At 58.1% G+C, this 18,718-nt stretch carries 15 protein-coding genes; 9 read left to right on the top strand and 6 right to left on the bottom strand.

Going from position 1 to position 18,718, the window contains the following annotated elements; all coding sequences use genetic code 11:
• The first annotated feature begins 48 nt into the window (after window positions 1-48).
• The 3 genes from pcaD to EKH80_RS06345 all read left to right on the top strand — a co-directional run bounded on the left by pcaD (window position 49) and on the right by EKH80_RS06345 (window position 4,144).
• Window positions 49-855 (top strand): 3-oxoadipate enol-lactonase, encoded by an 807-nt coding sequence (gene pcaD, locus EKH80_RS06355; RefSeq protein WP_126683904.1) that lies wholly within the window; start codon window positions 49-51, stop codon window positions 853-855.
• Between the two features lie 949 nt (window positions 856-1,804).
• Window positions 1,805-1,966: a hypothetical protein gene (locus EKH80_RS23770; protein ID WP_158628771.1), complete on the top strand. Its 162-nt coding sequence runs from the start codon at window positions 1,805-1,807 to the stop codon at window positions 1,964-1,966.
• 63 nt (window positions 1,967-2,029) lie between these two features.
• On the top strand, window positions 2,030-4,144 hold the full coding sequence (locus EKH80_RS06345) for a carboxypeptidase-like regulatory domain-containing protein (RefSeq protein ID WP_126683903.1): 2,115 nt from the start codon (window positions 2,030-2,032) through the stop codon (window positions 4,142-4,144).
• 538 nt (window positions 4,145-4,682) lie between these two features.
• On the opposite strand, the gene EKH80_RS06340 is transcribed toward EKH80_RS06345, so the two are convergent.
• Window positions 4,683-6,974 (bottom strand): eCIS core domain-containing protein, encoded by a 2,292-nt coding sequence (locus EKH80_RS06340; RefSeq protein ID WP_158628770.1) that lies wholly within the window; start codon window positions 6,972-6,974, stop codon window positions 4,683-4,685.
• 58 nt (window positions 6,975-7,032) lie between these two features.
• Window positions 7,033-8,109: a DUF6765 family protein gene (locus EKH80_RS06335; RefSeq protein WP_126683901.1), complete on the bottom strand. Its 1,077-nt coding sequence runs from the start codon at window positions 8,107-8,109 to the stop codon at window positions 7,033-7,035.
• Between the two features lie 329 nt (window positions 8,110-8,438).
• Here EKH80_RS06335 and EKH80_RS06330 point away from each other — a divergent pair, with 329 nt between their 5' ends.
• Together EKH80_RS06330 and EKH80_RS06325 are read left to right on the top strand one after the other, a co-directional pair.
• Window positions 8,439-8,867, top strand: a complete 429-nt coding sequence (locus tag EKH80_RS06330) for a GCN5 family acetyltransferase (protein ID WP_126683900.1) — start codon at window positions 8,439-8,441, stop codon at window positions 8,865-8,867.
• 85 nt (window positions 8,868-8,952) lie between these two features.
• Complete coding sequence (locus EKH80_RS06325; RefSeq protein WP_126683899.1) at window positions 8,953-9,399, top strand: SMI1/KNR4 family protein; 447 nt, start codon at window positions 8,953-8,955, stop codon at window positions 9,397-9,399.
• Between the two features lie 35 nt (window positions 9,400-9,434).
• On the opposite strand, the gene EKH80_RS06320 is transcribed toward EKH80_RS06325, so the two are convergent.
• Window positions 9,435-9,875, bottom strand: coding sequence for a hypothetical protein (locus tag EKH80_RS06320; RefSeq protein WP_126683898.1), 441 nt, complete (start codon window positions 9,873-9,875; stop codon window positions 9,435-9,437).
• 298 nt (window positions 9,876-10,173) lie between these two features.
• On the opposite strand from EKH80_RS06320, the gene EKH80_RS06315 reads away from it, so the two are divergent.
• The gene (locus EKH80_RS06315) at window positions 10,174-10,581 is read left to right on the top strand and encodes a hypothetical protein (protein WP_126683897.1); all 408 of its coding nucleotides are present in this window, start codon (window positions 10,174-10,176) and stop codon (window positions 10,579-10,581) included.
• A gap of 372 nt (window positions 10,582-10,953) precedes the next feature.
• Window positions 10,954-11,307 carry a hypothetical protein gene (locus tag EKH80_RS06310; protein ID WP_126683896.1) on the top strand — a complete coding sequence of 118 codons (354 nt, stop codon included), beginning with the start codon at window positions 10,954-10,956 and terminating at the stop codon, window positions 11,305-11,307.
• A 120-nt stretch (window positions 11,308-11,427) separates the two neighbouring features.
• On the opposite strand, the gene EKH80_RS06305 is transcribed toward EKH80_RS06310, so the two are convergent.
• Entirely contained in the window at window positions 11,428-12,987 is a 1,560-nt protein-coding gene (locus EKH80_RS06305; RefSeq protein ID WP_126683895.1) for an MFS transporter, read from the bottom strand.
• Window positions 12,988-13,208: 221 nt separating this feature from the next.
• On the opposite strand from EKH80_RS06305, the gene EKH80_RS06300 reads away from it, so the two are divergent.
• Window positions 13,209-14,078 (top strand): LysR family transcriptional regulator, encoded by an 870-nt coding sequence (locus EKH80_RS06300; RefSeq protein ID WP_126683894.1) that lies wholly within the window; start codon window positions 13,209-13,211, stop codon window positions 14,076-14,078.
• Window positions 14,079-14,385: 307 nt separating this feature from the next.
• Entirely contained in the window at window positions 14,386-14,859 is a 474-nt protein-coding gene (locus EKH80_RS06295) for a Fic/DOC family protein (protein WP_126683893.1), read from the top strand.
• Here the strand turns inward: EKH80_RS06295 and EKH80_RS06290 are convergent.
• Window positions 14,846-15,628 (bottom strand): hypothetical protein, encoded by a 783-nt coding sequence (locus EKH80_RS06290; protein WP_126683892.1) that lies wholly within the window; start codon window positions 15,626-15,628, stop codon window positions 14,846-14,848. The genes EKH80_RS06295 and EKH80_RS06290 overlap by 14 nt on opposite strands.
• Before the next feature lie 779 nt (window positions 15,629-16,407).
• On the bottom strand, window positions 16,408-18,690 hold the full coding sequence (locus EKH80_RS06285; protein ID WP_158628769.1) for an RCC1 domain-containing protein: 2,283 nt from the start codon (window positions 18,688-18,690) through the stop codon (window positions 16,408-16,410).
• Window positions 18,691-18,718 lie beyond the last annotated feature (28 nt).

Genomic DNA, 18,718 nt, shown 5'->3' with positions numbered 1-18,718 from the left:
CACCTGCTCAGGCTCCGGCTCAACCCCACCCCCAAGGAGCAAAGCGCCATGCATGACACCCCTTTCATCACCACCGGCGATGGATGCCGCCTGGCATACCGCGTTGACGGCGACGAGAACAAGCCCACGCTCGTCCTGTCAAATTCCATCGGCACGACCCTGCACATGTGGGATGGCCAGATAGCCGCACTGACCCAGCACTTTCGCGTGCTGCGTTACGACGGCCGCGGCCACGGCAAATCGGATGCACCCGCAGGCGCCTATTCGATGGATCGACTGGGTCGCGACGTGATCGAGCTGCTCGATGCACTGGGCATTGAACGGGCGCACTTTCTTGGCCTGTCTCTGGGCGGCTTTGTGGGGCAATGGCTGGGCATCCACGCATCGGATCGTATCGACCTGCTGATCTTGAGCAATACGTCAGCTCACCTGGGGCCTGCCAATGAGTTCGATGCGCGCATCGCCGCATTGCAGACATCGCCCGATATGGCCGCCGTAGCGCAGGCATTCCTGGCCAATTGGTTCCCGGCCCCCATGCTTGAAGCAAAGCACCCCGCCACCGAACCGTTCCGCGACATGCTGCTTTCCACTCCTCCACAGGGGCTGGCGGGCTCCTACGCCGCGGTGCGCGATAACGACATGCGGCGAACGATTGCCCTCATCGATCGCCCCACGCTGGTGATCGCAGGCAAAGACGACACTGTCACGCTGGCGAGCCATGGCGAGCACATTGCGTCGACTGTGCCCGGCGCACGGCTGGTGATCATGCCGGGCGTCCATTTGCCCAACGTTGAGCACCCGGACGTGTACGCCCGCACGGTACTGGAATTTCTGCTGGATCGGGAAGCTGCCTGAGGAGCCGGGGATAAAGTCAAATTCTGCTCTGGTCATCGACACGCTTTTTGGCCTGCATCCCGCAAATGACGACGTTGCGGACATGCTATTTCAGAGCCGGTCGTCATTCCGGCGCAGGCCGGAATCCAGTTTTAATACGCGTCCAAAGGACACATTACTTTTTATGATGAGTGCTTCGCACGACGTATTTGGGCTGGATTCCGGCCTGCGCCGGAATGACGGGCAAAAACGACGGACATCGCCGCAATAAGCCAGATTGATAGAAAGGCAGCCCACTTCGGGTGTGTGCAGCGCCGAAACACACACCCTCGCACACATGGGTGCTGCCTGACCCAATCTCTTCGCGAAAATCGGGTCAGTGGTGACCCGATTTTCTAGCGCAAAACCGAGAGAAAACGCGTTTAGATCGAATTTGAATGCGCCCCGACGCGTGGCACACGAAATGCTTCCTCCCCTCGGGTGACTGTCGAGGGAATCATGGACTCCCGTCTTTCGCTAACGGAATTGCTGGTCGCCGTCCTCGCCGTGTGGCGTGGCACCCATCTTCTGTGGGGCGAAGATGGGCCATTCGAGCTCTTGTTCCGGTTGCGAAAACGGGCAGGCGCGGGTTACTTCGGGCAATTACTGGATTGTTTCTACTGTCTCAGCTTGTGCCTCGCGTTTCCCGTCGCTTGGCTAATGGGGAGCAGCTGGTTCGAACGCCTCTTACTGTGGTTCGGATTTTCCGGAGGCGCGATCTTGCTCGAGCGAGTCACCGTTACGCGGTTACCGCCGGCTCCCGAGTGGAGCGAAACACCGCCTCAGCCAAACCAGCGAGCTGATTGATCAGGCTGATCGAATCAAAAGGCAAGGAGAGCTCAAAATGTCATGTTGCGGAAATCGTCGCGCCGTTTTCCATCCGCCTGCGGTCTCTTCGAGCCGCAGCGGAAGTGCCAGCTATCGTCCGCCTGTGACGATCGAATTTGAATACACCGGCCACGGACAACTGGCGGTGAAGGGGCCGGCCACCGGTGTCGTTTATCGTTTTGAATTTCATGGACAGCGCCAGTCAGTGCACGGGGTGGATGCCGCTTCATTGCGTTCCATTCCGTCGCTGAAACCGTCGCGGTAAGCAGAGGGGCCGCAAGGCAGCATTTGACGCTGTTCCCCTCAAGGAAGTCACAAGGAGAGTACGATGAGCAAACTTATCATTCCGATCGATGCATCGCAGATCTCGGAGAAGGACCGGGAAAAGAAGCGATTGAGGGTCGCCGTTCGAGCGGGCAGGGAGACGACATCGGAGGTGGTCGTCATCGAGTCCGGCAAGGGCCAAGTCAGTCTGGAAGTGGATGCCAAACAGAGCCTTCTGGTCGCGGTCGGTCCAGAAAGCGCATCAGAGGAAGATCTCTTTCATCTTCGAACGATCAATATCAACGTTTCGCCTCGGCAGTGGGACGGAAACTCGCTGACACTCGCACCGATTGCCATTACACCGATCTATTGGCGATGGTGGTGGATCTGGTGCCGCGAGTTCACCATCACGGGCCAAGTCCTTTGCGCCGATGGCAGCCCCGTACCCGGCGCCCAAGTGAGCGCTTTTGACGTCGATTACTGGTGGTGGTGGTCGTCGATTTCCCAGGTCGGCAAGACCGTTGTCACCGATGCCAGCGGCCATTTCACCCTCAGCTTCAGGTGGTGCTGTGGGTGGTGGCCGTGGTGGTGGTGGGAGTCTCGCTACTGGAGACTCGACCCCGTTCTGGTGGAGAAGCTTCACCCGATCCTGAAGCTACATCCCGAGCTCGACGTTCGCGATCCCAGCGCAGCACTGACGCTCGATTTGATCGCAATGAAGCCTCAGGCCTCGCACTCTACGTCGGGCGTTCTGGCGAAGCCGACGATTGCGGCATCGCGTGCGCTGAGTCCCGAGCTGATCACTCAATCACGCGGGAAACTGCTGGCTTCGCTGCCGTATATCGAGGACTTCGAACGGCTGCGGATATGGCCATGGTTCGACTGGTACCCGTGGCTGGATTGCTCCCCGGACATCATCTTCAAAGTGACGCAAAACTGCGGCGGTGCGCAGGACGTGGTGATTGTCGACGAGAACATCCTCCAGACTCGTTGGGATATCCCCACCGATTTGAACGTCACGCTCACGGCCAATCAGAACGCCTGCTGCATTCGAACCACGCCTCCGCCGCCTGAGGGCCATTGCGTCTTGATGACCGAGGTGTGCCAGATTCCCGTGACGGAGATCGGCGGCAATGCGGGCACGACGGGCCCGGTCGGCTTTGCCTATCCCAACGATCGCGACCGGCCCTTCGCCGAGACCATCGTCCTATACGGGCAATTCGGCACCACCGCACAGGCCGACTACTACAGCATCCAGTACTCGCCACATAGCGCCAACACGTGGAACCCAGTTCCACCCACGGCGGTCCAGGGGTTCTCGCGGCTTTACTATGACGCGACCCTGGCCTGGCCAACGGGCTGGCAATCGGCGCTATTTCCAGCGGTGGGTGGCGTCTACGAGAGCCGCCAGCACTACGAAGCCACCCATCCCGGGCCGGCGTGGGGAGCGCCCTCGGGGCGGTCCTGGATAGGCGATGCCGACGCGTTGGCCAGCATCACGACGAAAGACTACTTTGCAGACGGAGCCTATGATTTTCAGGTTGTCGCGTACAAAGGCGCCGCAGGTGGCGGCCCGGACCTGACGACTGCGCAAGTGCTGCCAGGATGCGGCGAAGGTCAGAACAACACCGGCAACGTGGTGACAGTGTGGCTGGATAACCGTATTGCCAGCTTCCCGCCAGGCACCGTGCACGTCAACACCACGGAACCGGATTGCGGAGTCACGGCCGTTCGCTTGGGTGGCACGACCGTTCTGCCTTGCAGTTCGCAGGTGCTGCAACCCGGAACGCCACTGGAGATCGATTTCTTTGTCACGGATCCGGATGGTCATCTGGATGACTACAGCATCGTGCTCAAGTACGGCCTCAACAGCGAGAAGAATCTGCTTAGTGCCGCGGACGTTGGATCATTCAGCTACATCGCCGGCCCGGGCGTTTCCGTCGGTCCTGACTATTCGCAGGCCGTCACCCCGTCGATCAATCCACCGCAATCGGCGATTCGGCCCATCTGGAATGGCGGCAACATCACGCTTCACATCGACGACGCCTCGAAGGTGTTCCCCGAGACCTGTTGCTACCTGATTGAACTGACAGCGTGGAAGCGGAACATAGTCAATTGTGAGGTCGACACGCTGACGTACTACAACCAGTCCCACTACTCGTTCACCATAACGGTGTAGCGGTGTCTTGTTGCTTGGAGGCCGTCCTCTGCCTGGTGGAGGACGGCCTCATTCTGGATCAGCGAAATAACGGGTCCAGGTTCTGAGGCATCCCACTTTTTTTGCCTGCGTCCCGCCAGAGTCGGTATCACAGGGATGCTATCTCAGAGCGAATCGTCAATCCGGCGAAGGCTCACTGCTGTCCTGGGAACATTCGCAGACGCCGTGGCAATCGCTTGATGTTCGAAGCTTTCGCGCGCATCCAGATAACAAGCGACTCAAAAGATGAGTTCAAGGCGAGATGGAAGAGCTAATCGGAAACGGCTCCCTCCCCTGTTTGCAGGGGAGGGTTGGGGTGGGGTTGCATGAGCTTGCCGCAGTGTTGGAGTTCACCGCGAGGTTGCTTCACCCCCTCCCAACCTCCCCCTGCAAGCAGGGGGAGGAGCCTGCTTCATGAGCCAAACGGGTGAGCCAAACGGGGACATCCAAGATTTCGCACGTTCTGAATCATGGAAGTCCCAATCATTGCGTTCCGGGAAAAGCCATGGTCATGGCTGACCTATTTCCCTGAGAACTCGAACGTGATGCGCGAATCGGGGATCGGCGCACCGCTGCGAGAGGGGTCGGTGTACTTGAAGCCGGTACCCAGTGGCGGCACATCGCGTTCGATGGTTCGCGTCATGCCAGGTGGCAATTCCGATGTCGCGAGTCCGCGAAAGTACTTGTTCGCCTTCCAATTCCCCTGGACTATGATTTTTCCCTGTGGGGTGAGCGCGGCTTTCAGTTCGCCGATGTTGGGCGTATATCCGTAGGGATTGTTGATGAGCAGCGCCGTACTTTTTCCCTGCTGCTCCTTAGGAATCGCCTTCGTGCCATCCAGCACCAGGTCCGGCTTGACGCTAGGATCAATGTCCGTCTTGGTCACGCTGACCAGTTGCCGGTCCGGCGGAATGCCGAGGTCTGTAGCCTCTTGTCGACCGCCTCCGACCGTCATCACGTTCGCCGGCTTCCCTGATTTGTCGACGGGCACCCGCACACCCGTTTCTGAGCGCACTTGTCCCCCTTTGCCTGAGGCATTGCCTTCGACACCTTCGAAGGCCTTGTCCACTTCGGCAGAAATCTCCGGATCGATGCGCGGCGCCTTGACGGGCCCGGCCTTGACCGGATCGGGCCTTGGGCCACGGGGAGTGGGGCGAGGTCCTTCCATGGCCTTGATGGCGACGGCGGCTGCAAAGATTTGCATAGCGTCCATGAACTTCTGGTGCGAAATGACCTGCTGCGTGATCTCGTCGAGCGTCAGGCTCTTTCCCAGGGCATCGGCGGTCCGGCAGATCTCAAGAGCGCCCACGCTGTCGGACAGCAGGGACAAGCCAAATTCGTTCACCTGCTTCGCCTTGCGGAAGGTGTCTGTGTCGGAGAGATCCACGTGGTCGCGCAGCTCGGTCGCCGTGATCGCGCTGAGCGTCTTGTCTGCGATCGCGACTTTGTCGGCCCAGTACTGGACCCAGATCGGCTGGAGCGCTTCGGCCTTGATCCCGTGGTTCGGCGTCTGCGCGGCCGCGACGAGCCCGTACTTGTTGGTGGCCAACTGGCTCTCGACCTTGTTGCGATCGAGTGTGGGAGCCTCAGCCTTCGCAGCTTCCTCCTTCTTTTCCAGGCGCGCGTCGCGCATGGACCCGTAGTACGCCGCCTCGCCGGCGGCGATCTGCGCGGGCGTGAGCTTGGGCTTGAAGTCAGGGTCGTTGGCGCGCATCACGTCGAACCAGCCGGCGCAGCCCGTCCCGGCAGCGTGTGGCTCGAGGTCGAGGATAGACTTCCGCACTGAGGCGTCGAGCTTCTTGTACGCCTCGATATCCACGAACAAGCGCGGGGTCTCGAGCAAGGCGAGCGCGAGTACCGCGGCTTTCGAGGCAGACCCCGCCTTCTTGTAGATCGTGTTGTAGCCCAGGCCGAAGGTGTCCGGAATGTCTCCTTGTTCGGTCTTCGCGGAGCTGGACGTGACGGTCAGAGGCAACGTTGCCGGGTAGCCGAGTGTCCAGGGGATGGCCCCTTCGAGGTCGACGAAGAACCGGAGTCCGGTCTTCACGGCCGGCTTCGTGATGACCCATTTCCGGTTGCGGAGGTCCGGCTTCAACTCGTAGCTACCCTCCGTCAGGTCCGTGTCGACGCTGCCGAAAACCCAGCCGTGGGAGGTTTGGAACCCAACCCGGTTCTGACCCAGCCAGACGATGATCTGCGACACCTGCGCGCCCGCCATCGTGTCCACCGGCGCTTCGTCCTCAGTGGCGCTTTTTTTCGCCTTCGGCTGCCGCGCGACGTGTGCGTTGCTTGATCCCAGCGCCGGCATTGGCGCGCCGCTCAGCACAGCCTGAACTGCGGCATCGGCCTGTCGCTCGTCAGGGTCATGGGCTTGCGAAACGCGCAACGGCGCGCGGTCGAATACTGCGTGCTGTTGCTGAATCGTATGGGCCAACTCGTGCAGGAGGAGGCCTCGGCCGGAAGCGCGGTGCATCGGCGACTCTCCCGCGCCAAACACCACATGGCGCCCCACGGTGTAGGCCGATGCGTGCACCGCCCGTGCCGACTCCGCCGCGCGCTCGTCCGTATGCACCCGCACGTGGGTGAAGTCATGCCCGAACAACCGCTCCGCATGCAGCCGCGATGCCGCATCCAGCGGGTGGCCGGGCGAGGCCAGCACGTCATTCACCAACGACGGCGCCTGTGTGTTGGCTGGCGCGGAAGCCTGCGACGCAGCGCGTTGGGCCTTCTCAGGCGGATGGGTAACAACATGCTTCGACGGCGCGCCCGGCGCGGCTTTCCTGGGTGAAACAGGGGTTTTACGCGCGAACATCGTGGTCCTCCTATCGAGCGCGAACAGCCTGCAGACGGGACGCCGTGATGCGGTAATCCTACGCCAATCGAACACCATGGCTCGGAAGCAGCGTACCCATCACGTACGCACGGTGCTGCTTTACGGCGTCATGGAATTTGCGATAGTCGGAATGTTCGAATTTGGGTTGCCACACGGGCTTCGTGAGGCCATCTGTTTCCGCACTGTCGATACCCGTGGCCTCAAATTTCCAGGATCCCTCTCCCTTGGCCACGTACTCGGGAACCTCCTCACGCAAGCCATGGATCGATCCCTTGGCGACTTCTTCCATCAAATGACGCAGACGCTCGTCGGAGTCTTCACTGCGACTGTCTCGCAGGAGATTTTCCAGCGAGGTCTTGGCATCGGCCGTCAAGCCGGCCAGATTCTCGAAATCTTCTTGGCCGCTCTGAAAGCCTTTTATCGCGCGAAACGCCATATCCGCTGCGGTCATAAAGTCAGGCAGGTTGTCGCGTTGGATGGCTTGTTCATGGCCATTGACGTATCGCCACTTGGCCCAAGGTAAATCCGGCAAATGCAACGCAGCACCGTGCCCAAGCCTCGTGATCAAGCCGGCGACGGCATTTTCGGTGGCGTCTTCAACGACGCCAACCCATTTACGCAATTGCCCCAGTAAGTCGGTCGGCTCATGGTGCTCGCTGCGCAATTCGTTGACGATGTTGTTTGCGCTGATGGTGCCCGAGAATTTTTGATGGGCCCACGTGTCCACGTAGACATGCAGCGTCACACCCAGGCGATGCAAGCCATTTTCAGCATGATTTTGGCGAATGGTCTCTTTAACCATCTCGCGCGCCGTGCGACTGTTAGGGCGGCACACACATTTCTCGTCGAACGTCTGGCCTTCGCACGCGGGCAGAAAATGGAAGGGCGCCCATACCCGCTTGGCGCTGTCGGAGACCCAATTGAGGTAGTCGTACATGGCGTGCGCGCTGGCAAAGCGATCAAAACTTTCGCCGCCCGCAAAATCCAACACTCCCGTCACGGTGGAGTCATCCACGTACTGGCAAGCGTGCGCGATCGTCGTGGCTGACTCGCGATCGTATTGGGCGAGCCGGGCCAGAATGTAGATGACACCGTAATGGAAATCGTTGTTCATTCAAAATCTCCTTGTTTGAATGCTCGATGCTTTTTTCTCGAATACCGCCGTTCTGTAAAATGAACAAGACCCTGAGATGTTCCCACATTTTTTAGCCAGTATCCCGCAAAAGTTGGCGTCGCACAGAGGCCATTTCAGAGCGAATCGTCATCCCGACGAACACGGGGAAGGCACATGGACGTGCCTGGCTCTGAGGAGTGAGGAAAGCTGGGATCCGGTGTCTTTGACGCCTTGCCGGATCCCGGCTTTCCCCACTCCTCACTGCGCTTGCGCTATCTTGAATTCACCGCGGCAACAGCCGCTTAGCTCAAGCCTCAGGCGCTAGGAACATGGCTACCCCATATCCCGACGTACTCGATCCCGAACGGGTCGGAACCTACCCGGCTAAGTCGAAGTCAGGTGGCGGCTATGTTTGGGACGCCGTGCTGGAGTATCGCGTTTGGTGCTGTCCGGCGCGTGGCGCGCCCGACGAATTCGACGGCGATGACTACTACTATGCATTCGACTCCTACGCCGAAGCACAGGAGTTCTCCTCGTCAGCCCAAGGGGCCGATGAGGTGCTTGCACTCATCCTGCAGTGCGAGTACATCGACGAGCCGGAGCCTGGCCAATACTTGCATGTTAAAGAAGAGCGCATCACGGAGTGGCCAGTCCTATTCCTATCGCGCCCGCGGCGAACCCATCGCACCATTCCCGACTTTTTTGCACCCGACGCGCCAGCAAACCGGTTGGACATCTTGCGTGGCATAGGGGAATGACTATTCAGTCGGATAGCTTCGTGTTAATGGCAGTAGGCCGAAAGTCGTCGCGGCCGTCGCCGCTTACCTCAAGCGAAGCCCACTCATGCAAAACTCTCCGCCGCTCGGCGTAACAGAAGAACTGATCGCCAAGGCCGAAGCCGAACTAAACGTTCGTTTTCCCGACGAGCTTCGTGAAACGTGGAAAGTATTCAATTGCAATGAAGTGAAGGGTGGCTGGCGAATTTTTCCAGTCTTCGATCCCAATAACCCGAGAAAAACGTGTAACAGCATTACCTACGAGAACACCAAAGGTGTCTGGGGCCGACTAGTCATGACTCAAGGTCTTTTGGCCATTGCCGAAAACGGTACCGGTAACCAGCTTGTGCTTAAGGTCGTCGATGGGAGGGCTAGGCCTGAAATTTTTCACTGGCATCATGAAACGCAGCAATTAAGCGTTTGGAAGCCCGGTATTTCCTCCATCAAAGCTGCGGCCATCAAGACTCGCGAAACCGTTCTGCGTCTGCAGGAAAAATTTCGACCTAAGAGTTAATGATTTGACGGCGGCTGCGCCGCCGGAGCCTCAGCCTAGTAATGGAAGCACGAAGACATGCCTGGCCGGATGCTAAGTCTGGCTGTGGGAAGCAAGCTAATATCGACCGGGTTCTGCGCGGAGAACACCCAATAAACGGGCACCTGGATTCGACCCTTCGCGTCTGCCGGATAGGGATCAGTCAGTACCGAAGCCATACTGTCTACATGGATTTCATCGCTGGTGATTTCATTGAGGACCAGGACAAAACAATTCAGATTGACGGCTTTTAGTTTTCCAGCCTTGTCATCCAGGGTTAGCTGCGCATGGACAAAGTGTGCTTGCGTTGCACTGTTGATGGAGGCCTTGCCAAGTTTGGCTGACGCCTGGATGCCTCCGGCAGACAGAGACACGGTCGTTGGTTTTGCTATGGCGCATCCCATGATCAAAACAGAGGCGGATAGGATCAATGTTCGAGCCCTGTTCGCGATCAGCATCACTTGGTGCTCGTATAGGAATGGGGATTTCAACAGTCGCTTAGACTCTTGCGCGTTTGGGTAATTTAGCTCAATTCCAGGGTTTCATAGATGGGAAACGACGGAGTGGTTGGCTCAGGTTGCGGTAGCGGAAGGGGGCATTGAGCTGTTGAATGGCATTAGCGCTATTCTTCACCCTGCCTATCCAGCTGTTGAGACGGAAGCTAGGCGTAGGACTACTTCAGGTGATAAGACATACATGCAGCTTCTAACGACATTCTCGCTTCAAAAGCATGAGGGCCCGTATGAGTCGTGGCCAATGAAAAGCTTGGTGTCAAAGGAGGGATTCAGTTTAGGAAAGAGCATACCGGGCTATGTCTTGGAGGCACAGTATGGCTGCCGCTTCGGGTATCTTTTCGTCACCTCGTGGGACTGCCCGTTCGAGGAATCCCTGGAGGTCGTTCTGACCGACGAACAGCTTGAGATCATCGATTACAGATCGATTGGGGCTGCGTACGTATCAACCTGGTTAATGTCCCACGAACCTTTGGGGGATTCTCAGTTGCTCCTTCACTGTGACAATGGCTGGGACGTCCGCGTTACCGTTGCGCCAGAGCTTCAGCTCGACCATCGGCCTGCTGATTCAACTTCATTTTCTCCCTACCTTGTGAAAAGGTCTTCTCTGGAAAAAGTAAGCATGAAAAATCCCTGGTGGAAGTTCTGGTGAGCCAGCCAATGTCCGACTCCATGATTGACGACTGCGCGGGATGTTATGAGGCGGACGTTGCAGGCGACAAGGAATTGCTGAAGTCTGAGGTGGTCGCCGGCGGCTCGACCGTCCAGTGATTCGCATCGGGGATGTGTAGGGAAAGGGGAGTAGCTGCTATGGGACTGATGACCAAGACGCCCTTCGGAAGATGCTGGTTAGCGATGGATTCTGAACCGGGCTTCGCCATGGCGTAGCTGGCTAACACCAGGCCGAGTGCATAGTCCTCGCGAAGGGTTAGCTGTAGCGCGGCAGATACGCGAGAAGCCATAATCTTCCAGGGATGGTTGTTTCTCATGCTGGCGATTTTTTCTATGGACCAGGGAACTAACGATGAAAACACCTTCAGCAAAAATGATGTATGTCTCGATGGCACTTTTTACATCGCTCTTTCTCTTCGCTAATTGCGAGGCGCGGGAAAAGACTTGGTGGTCCCCGCCTCCAGAAGGGGTTATAAGAGACAAAGTCGCAGCGATTTCTATTGCGCGTGCCATCTATTTTTCGATGAATCCATCGCTAGAAAAATCATCGGAAAAGGTGTGGCAGGACGGCATGAATGCCGAACGACACGGTGATATATGGAAAGTGCAACAAAAGGCGCTACCAGCGGGCTCTCTTGGTGGAGGGTTGGAAATCGATCTTGATGCGAAAGACGGAAGAGTTGTCCAAATCATCTTCACGCAATAGAACACAAGGCGTCATCGACCATTCCATCGCAGCAGACAGTACTATTCACACGATCGCCAAACCGGGACATCCATGATCTCGCATGTGTGGAAGGTCCGCTTCGAAAGCGGCTTTTACGCGTTAGGTGGACTCGGCGCTGCAGACGGCTGGCATCCGCGATAGCTCTTTCGCGGACCCGAATGTCATGAAACTCGCCACGGCCAATACCCAGGAACCGATGCCTCCGTAAAGCATCATCCAGCCAAAGCCATGCACAAGCGCGGCGTGGGCGACGGCGTCGGAAACATTCACAAGGGAGGAACCCGGTAGCGATGATCCTTCTTGCACCAGCGTGCCGGCAGCAATCTTTCCGGCGATAGCGCGTAACTGGGAAGTATCGATCGGAGCCTGTGCTACGTGCCGCAGATAAGACAGAATGCCTTCCAGCAGCAGGAACCCCATCAGCGCGATATTGATGGCCAACGTAATCAAGCGCGCGCTCATATCGATACCCGAAGCCATGCCCGCACGGGCGTTCGATACCGAGCCAGTCGTCGTGTTGGTCACGGGCGTATTGGTTAAACCCAGGCCGATGCCGGCGAATAGACAGCCGGGAAGCATGGTCAACCAGCTGGCGTGATCGACGCTGCTACCGAGCTTCATCAACACGAAGCCCAGGCCGATCGTGAAGAGGCCGGCGGGGATGACAATGCGCGGCTGGTATCGAAGCGAGAGACGTTCCGCGAACGGTGGGATCACCAAGGTAGGCAACGTATAGGCCAGCAGGGACAAACCGGAAGCCACGACATCGTAACGGAGGCCGCTTTGGAAGTAGATCGGTAGGTAGATCATGAGCGGCCAGAAACTGAAGTTCATGCCGACGGAGCCGAAGAGCGCACCCGAGAAGGCACGGATGCGTAACACGGAGAAGTCGAACATGGGATGGGCGCTGTGCTTTTCCGCAAACAGGAAAAGGACAAAGCTGATCGCAACGACGACCATGCTGGTGATCGCCGCGGGACTGGCAAAGCCCAGATCGGGTCCTTGCGTAATAAAGAACGTAAGGCCGAACACCGCCAGCGACAGCGTAACCATGCCTGGCACGTCCAAGGTTTTCGCTTGGGGATCGCGCGACTCATCGACGCTGCCACTCACGAGGATCATCGCGACGGTCGCCAACGGCACCTGGATCAGGAATACCCAGGCCCAGTTCGACAGGGCCAGGATCGCGCCGCCGATGAGGGGGCCGAAGCCCAAGCCCATGCCAAGGATGATTCCCCATGCGGCAAACGCCTTGCTGCGCCGCGAGCCTTCCTGAAACTGATGCGAAAGGGCCGCGATCTGGCAGATCACCATGACGCCACCGCTCATGCCCTGAAGAAAACGGCTGACGATCAACACGGACGCATCGCGCGCCAGACCGCAAATCAGGGAGGTGACGCCGAACGCGAGGAGGCTGATGAGCAAAAGGCGCTTTCGCCCATAACGATCGGCCAAGGTTCCCGCAGCCATCAGCACTGTGGTACAGGCGATGGTGTAGGCATTCATGATCCACTGCACGTTGCTGAAACTGGCGTGCAGCGTTTTTTCGACGTTCGGCAATATCACCGGCACGCTGGAGATTTCCAGGCCGAACATCAGCGCAGCCAGGGAAATGGCGACCAGCGCGACGGCGCTCTTGCGCGAAGGGGAGAGAGGCACGAATCCTTCCTTTTTGGGAGTGGTTGCCGGCGAGCCGGGCGCATCATCGAGGGTCTTCCTCAGCTACAGGTGGATAGCAGGAGTCCGGCCAGCAGTGCCGCTACCGGTACCTGAGGCTCACATCGAGAGGGGATGGCGGGGCCATTGTGGGTGTGCAAAAGCCATGATGGAAATGATTTAATTTTGTGCTATTCATTAGCGACCATCATTAATCCAAGCCCATGGACTTCGATCCCGCTCTGCTGCGTGCCTTCGTCGCCGTCAAGGAAGCCGGCGGTTTCACCCGTGCGGCTCAGCGGCTCAACCTGACTCAGTCCGCGATTAGCCACCAGATCCGCAGGCTTGAGGAGCAGGTCGGGCGGCAGCTTCTGTATCGCACCACGCGTGCCTTGACCCTGACGGAGGACGGCCAGGACTTTCTGCACTACGCGGAAAAGATCCTGCAAACGTTCGACAGCATGGCTCAGCGCTTCCGGCCATCGCCCATCTCGGGCGTCGTGCGCTTCGGCGTGATCGAGAACTTCATGGGAGAACGGTTGCCGACGCTTCTGTGCCAGTTCGGCCGCGCGTTCCCTTCGGTGCGGCTCGACGTGAGTGTCGGCATGAATCTCGACTTGATGCCCATGATCAAGGCCGGCGAACTCGATCTGGCCGTGGTGATGTCAGCACCGGATAGCGACGACGGCACACCCTTGCGGCGAACACAGTTTGTATGGGTGGCCGCCGAATCGTTCGAGGTGTTACCGGGTGCATCCTTGCCGTTCGCATTCTTCCCGTCGCCATGTATCAACCGGCAGGTGGGGCTTACGGCTTTGGACAGTACTCCCGTCGAATGGCACGTCGTCTTCACCTCGCAGAGCCAGCAAGGCATCCGCGCTGCGGTAATGGCAGGGCTCGCCATCACGGTATTGACCCGGGATGATGTTGAACCCGGCATGCGCATCGTCGATGGCATCTACGGCTTGCCATCGTTGTCCGATGCGGATTTCACTCTGATCTGGAGCGCTGGCGGCAAGACGCCAGCGGCTGTCGAGTTCGGCCAATTGATCCAGGACATGTCCGTTGCTTCTAACGCGCTGATGCGTCGCTGAGCAACCTATCGCGAGATCGCGCGGTGATTAGGGAGTGTTATCGAGGGTAGGGCGAGGGGCTGACCTATTCACGCCCGCCATGCGCGAGCTCTGGGCGCGGGCCATTCGTGAAAACATGTCGAATGAGGAGTTCACCAAGGCGGCCATCGAGGTCACTCGTGGATAAATACGGCGCAGGAGCCGATCCCTACATCGACCCAGGCAAGGGCGCGTTACGCAACAAATTTGGCATATAGGACGAACAGCATCTCGATCGCCTCCATGCCATGGAGGCGGTTCGCGCAGCGAAGGTTTGGGACACGCCCCCTTGGCGACCAGCTTCGATCTCAAGCATCTGCAAGTCATGCGCGAGCATCTGTTCAAGAAAGTCTTCGACTGGGTTGGCGAGCTCCGTACAATCGATATCAGTAAGGGTGCGAGACGGCTCGCGTCCTGGCCATACATTGTTTCTGATAGCAAAGTTCTTTTTGCAGCGCTTGCTCGCGAACGCGCAAACCTCTCAAACGCTTCCCTCGACGAGTTTGCCCTGCGCGCGGTGTACTACATGGGGGAGATCAACGCCCTGCATCCATTTCGTGAGGGCAACGGTCGCACTCAGCGCGAATTTATCAGTCAATTGGCCAAGGAGGCCGGATATAAGATTTCATGGAGCGGCATCAGTCCCCTGGAGGTGATCGCTGCTTCGGCTGCATCCATGCCAGGCGAAGAAGTCCCGCTCTATGCATTAACAGAAACGCGCTGCATTGTTCGTCACCCTCGGCATACGCTCATTTTTGCTTAAGGAAACATTGGTAGCCGCCAACCAAATCGACGCTGTCCACCCATGGCTTGCCCTGTTCATTCCACCATTTATCGATCACAAGCTGCCCACTTGGATTGTAAGGACGCGGCGGTGGTGGCGGGAGATTGGGGGGGAAGTTGGTTACCTTCGGCATCTTGAGGCACAGCCATACGATCGACTCAAAGCTGAAAGCAGGTCCATTGAGAGGACCACGTATAACTTGTTCGCCAACGTTCAACCAGGCGACAGGAATCGGGATATCCTTGCCCAGTTTCACTTTTACCACGATGGCGACAGGGACATGCTTGCCCGAAGAAAGAACATCGGTAAATTCATCGGTATTGCTGATGGCAGCCGTTGTGCACAAATCATGAATGAAGCAACCTGGAAGCCAACGCGTCTTGACGCCTTTCGTCATAGAGAAAGAGGGAATGTCATCATTTCCCTCCGACGCAAGCTTGCCGTTCAACATGGCCGGATAGCTGAAGTGCGAGCAATTGAATCCACGAAACCAGCTCGCCTCGTTCTTGATCCAACTGCAATAGAACTTCTCGAAGTCGATCCCGTCCCGACTCATCTCGAAAATATTTTTTTCGTGCGGCTGCAACTTATCTTCGTCAATGTAGAAGTTGCAGCCGGAGATCTGATACATACCAGGGTATGTACTGGATTTGGAGATGGGAACAATGCCGCCTGAGCTGAAGCGAAGGTGAGGCCGCATCAGCGTCATTTCAACGCCTGAGTTGATATCTTTGCCGAGCCTGGACATGGGAAACCTCCGCGAATAAGGAAATTTCATGAATCCGCTGCTGCATTTAGGTCGAGCTAATTCAATCCGACAAAATCGACTCGCTATCTTCGAAGGAAGATGCCTGGTCGATAGGCGCAAAGAACGCGTCCCGCTTTCGCCCCCTCCTGCAACAGGCTTCCGGCTAGGAGGCGCTTTTGAAGAATAGCTACTCCGCTTATCCTAAGAAAGTCCTGGCAGGGAGGCAAGTCGATGCCATCGAAGCTTTTCGCAGCGCAGCGAGGGTGAAGGATCTGGTGGTCCGTGAAGAAATGACAAAAGGACGCGCGCGAGTTTGTGACTCCAAGGAAAGTCATGGTCATGGCGCCTCGCGCGTTTACCTCAAAGGATCGAACATGATTCCAGCGGGAGAGGTAGGCGGCACCGTCACCGGCCTGACGTCAGGGTCGGAGTGCGCTTTCCAGATGTGCCCCTCCGCCCCCTGATTCGGCCGTTAGCTTGAAGATCATCGTTAGATGGCTAAGGGGTTGTTATTGGGTATCCGGATTCTAGTGTGGGATCACCTTATGGATGGCCTGACCCCCAACGGCCTTATCCGTGTGGGAATTGCTTGCTGCTCGGTGATGTTCCCGGGCCACGCCAGTGTGGAATTTGCGCAGTACTGGCGAGGCCATTGAGCGTCACGTCCGTGGTTGCGTCGACGCGCGGGCTCGCGCGTCGACACACACAGTGCACTGGAGCGAGTGCACGATGCCTTTGTGGGCATCGAATCCAATGACGTGATTCAGATGCTCCAGTCGTCAACGACCTTGGCTCAACGACTGCATGGCGTCCTCGCCTTGCGGTGTGAGAAATGGTTTGAGCTGTCTCCAGGACAAGTTGATGTCCTCATCGCACGCTTGGATCACATGCGGAAAGGTGGTCGAAAATACCATGCCGGTTTTCTCCGGATGCAGCTGCAGGTAATTCAGGTTGTCGTCGATTGCATCGGCGCAATCGCTGTCGTTGGCATTGTCGTGTTTGAAGTGTGCGACGATGATCGCAGCCAGGCCAGCTGGTGGCCGCCGCCGGCAATTATCCACGTTATCGCAGTGGTTGACCTCTTTCAGGAAGTCCCAGTGGCTGTCCTTGATAAAGTCCCAAGGATTCACAGTCTTCCCGGTGTCAAGGTTCCACACCGTATAGCCCGCTGTGCCGCCCGAAGGGTGGGCGCCGCCACAAAAAGCCGAATAGGTTTCCTGCGCGACCAGCCATGACGGTGTCAGTAGGTCAATGGCGTAGGCTTGGTTGTAATCGGGGGTGCCATTGAAACTGGAGGACGCGCACTCGTAATAGCCCGCGATTTGATCAGCGAACCAGTCACGCATGGCGGCATTGAAGCGCGCGGCATGCGGCGTGGAAGTGGGCAGTTCGACGAACGAAATATTGCCGTTCAACGCACTGATCGTACGCAATCCGTCGGATGACTGGTTGACGTTGAGTTCCTGGGACGCCACGCGCGGCGCATTGAAAGCGAGCCGGGACGGACTGCCATCGACTGCATCGCAGCCCGCACCGAGACTTGTGCCCGCATCGGCGACACGGGTGAGCTGGATCGGCGCCTTGTGCGAGCCATCCGCGGCAGACCATGTGCCGGCCATCACATCGCCCACAGGCACTTGCAAGTTCCAAAGGGCGACCGGTTTTGACCCGTCTGACGCCTGCCCGCTGGGCGATGCTTCGTTCCATGTCGCGCCGGAATTGTCGTTGGCCTGAAGTGGAATGCTGAAGCGGTGCCGGAGGTAGTAATACATCGAGCCGTTAAGTGTGTCCGGGCGCTCCAGGCACACCATCACCTTCGAATCGCCAAATCTGCCGCGCCAGACCCCAACGCGCGCCTCGAGGCCGGACATTTCGTTAGGATCGCCGGTTACGAATCCCGGTTTTTGCGGACATTGGTTGTAGTCGTGCTTGCATGGTTGCGTGCAGCTTAACGTGCCGCCGGTCATGACCGCACAAGTGCGATTGCGATCCGTGGCGACGAAGGTGACTCCGAGCGGGATCGCCACGGTTGGCTTGATCACGTCTTGCTTGTCGGATGCGATGCCGAGCTGGCCTCCCCAATTGTAGCCCCAACACATCAAGGCGCCACTCGCCAGCGCGCAGGTTTCGTTATCGCGGGCGAACACGTCGGTCACACCGTAGGCGATGACCTTGACGGGATGCTCTACTTGGCAGGCGATGTCTTTCCAGGACGAAAGGCACGTTTGATCGCCATCCGCGAACTCTCGGACCTCTTTCGCGTTCCAAGGCAGCACATTGGGCGAATGCTGTGCATGGTCGCGAGAATAGCCAAGACCGACTTGGCCGTGGCTATTGTCGCCCCAGCACCATAACGCGCCCTTGATGATCGCACAGACATGATGTGCGCCTGCCGCCACAGCGCTTACATCGTGCGCAAACACGCGCAGCGGTGGGTAATCGCCTGCATAGTCCTTAGCGTGGGGATCGCTCGCGAGTCCGGTGTGGCCCCAGCACCACAGTGCGCCATCCGCGATCGCGCAACTGAGGTCGCCGCCCGCAGCCACTTTGGTGGCGCCATGTGCGATCACCTGCCACGGCGTGGATTGTGCGTTGCCATCGCTGTGGCCGGACTGTCCATAGGAGTCCGACCCCCAGCACAGCGCCGCACCATGGGCAACCGCACAGGCGTGATCGTCGCCGACCGACACATCCGTTACGCCAGAGGCGATGAGTTGCTTCGGTGCGACCCCTTGCTTGCCTGTCGCGGGTATTTTTTCCCAGCAATCCAGTGCGCCGCCGACAATGGCGCAGGCTGAGAAATCGCCGACTGAAAGTTGCGTTGTGCCGCGCGCGATCATCTGCACCGGGCGAAAGGTGACCTCGCCGCTTCCTCCTCGTGAGCCGCCAAGGAATGGGCTTTCGCTCACGCAATCGACTGCGCCACTGGAATGCAACACGCAGCGATGCATGAAGCGGAATCCGAGTTGCGCAATGCTGCCGCTATCACTTGTAGCCGCATTCGCCATGCAGGCCGCGGTAGCCAATACGAGAAAAAAGAACAGGCTGCGGAAATAACGCATTGATTCTCCCTTTAATATGCTGAAACCT

Source organism: Dyella choica, from assembly GCF_003977665.1.
Lineage (GTDB): Bacteria > Pseudomonadota > Gammaproteobacteria > Xanthomonadales > Rhodanobacteraceae > Dyella_B > Dyella_B choica.
The sequence above is the reverse complement of the archived record's forward strand: the minus strand, read 5'-3'. Positions and strand labels throughout refer to the sequence as shown.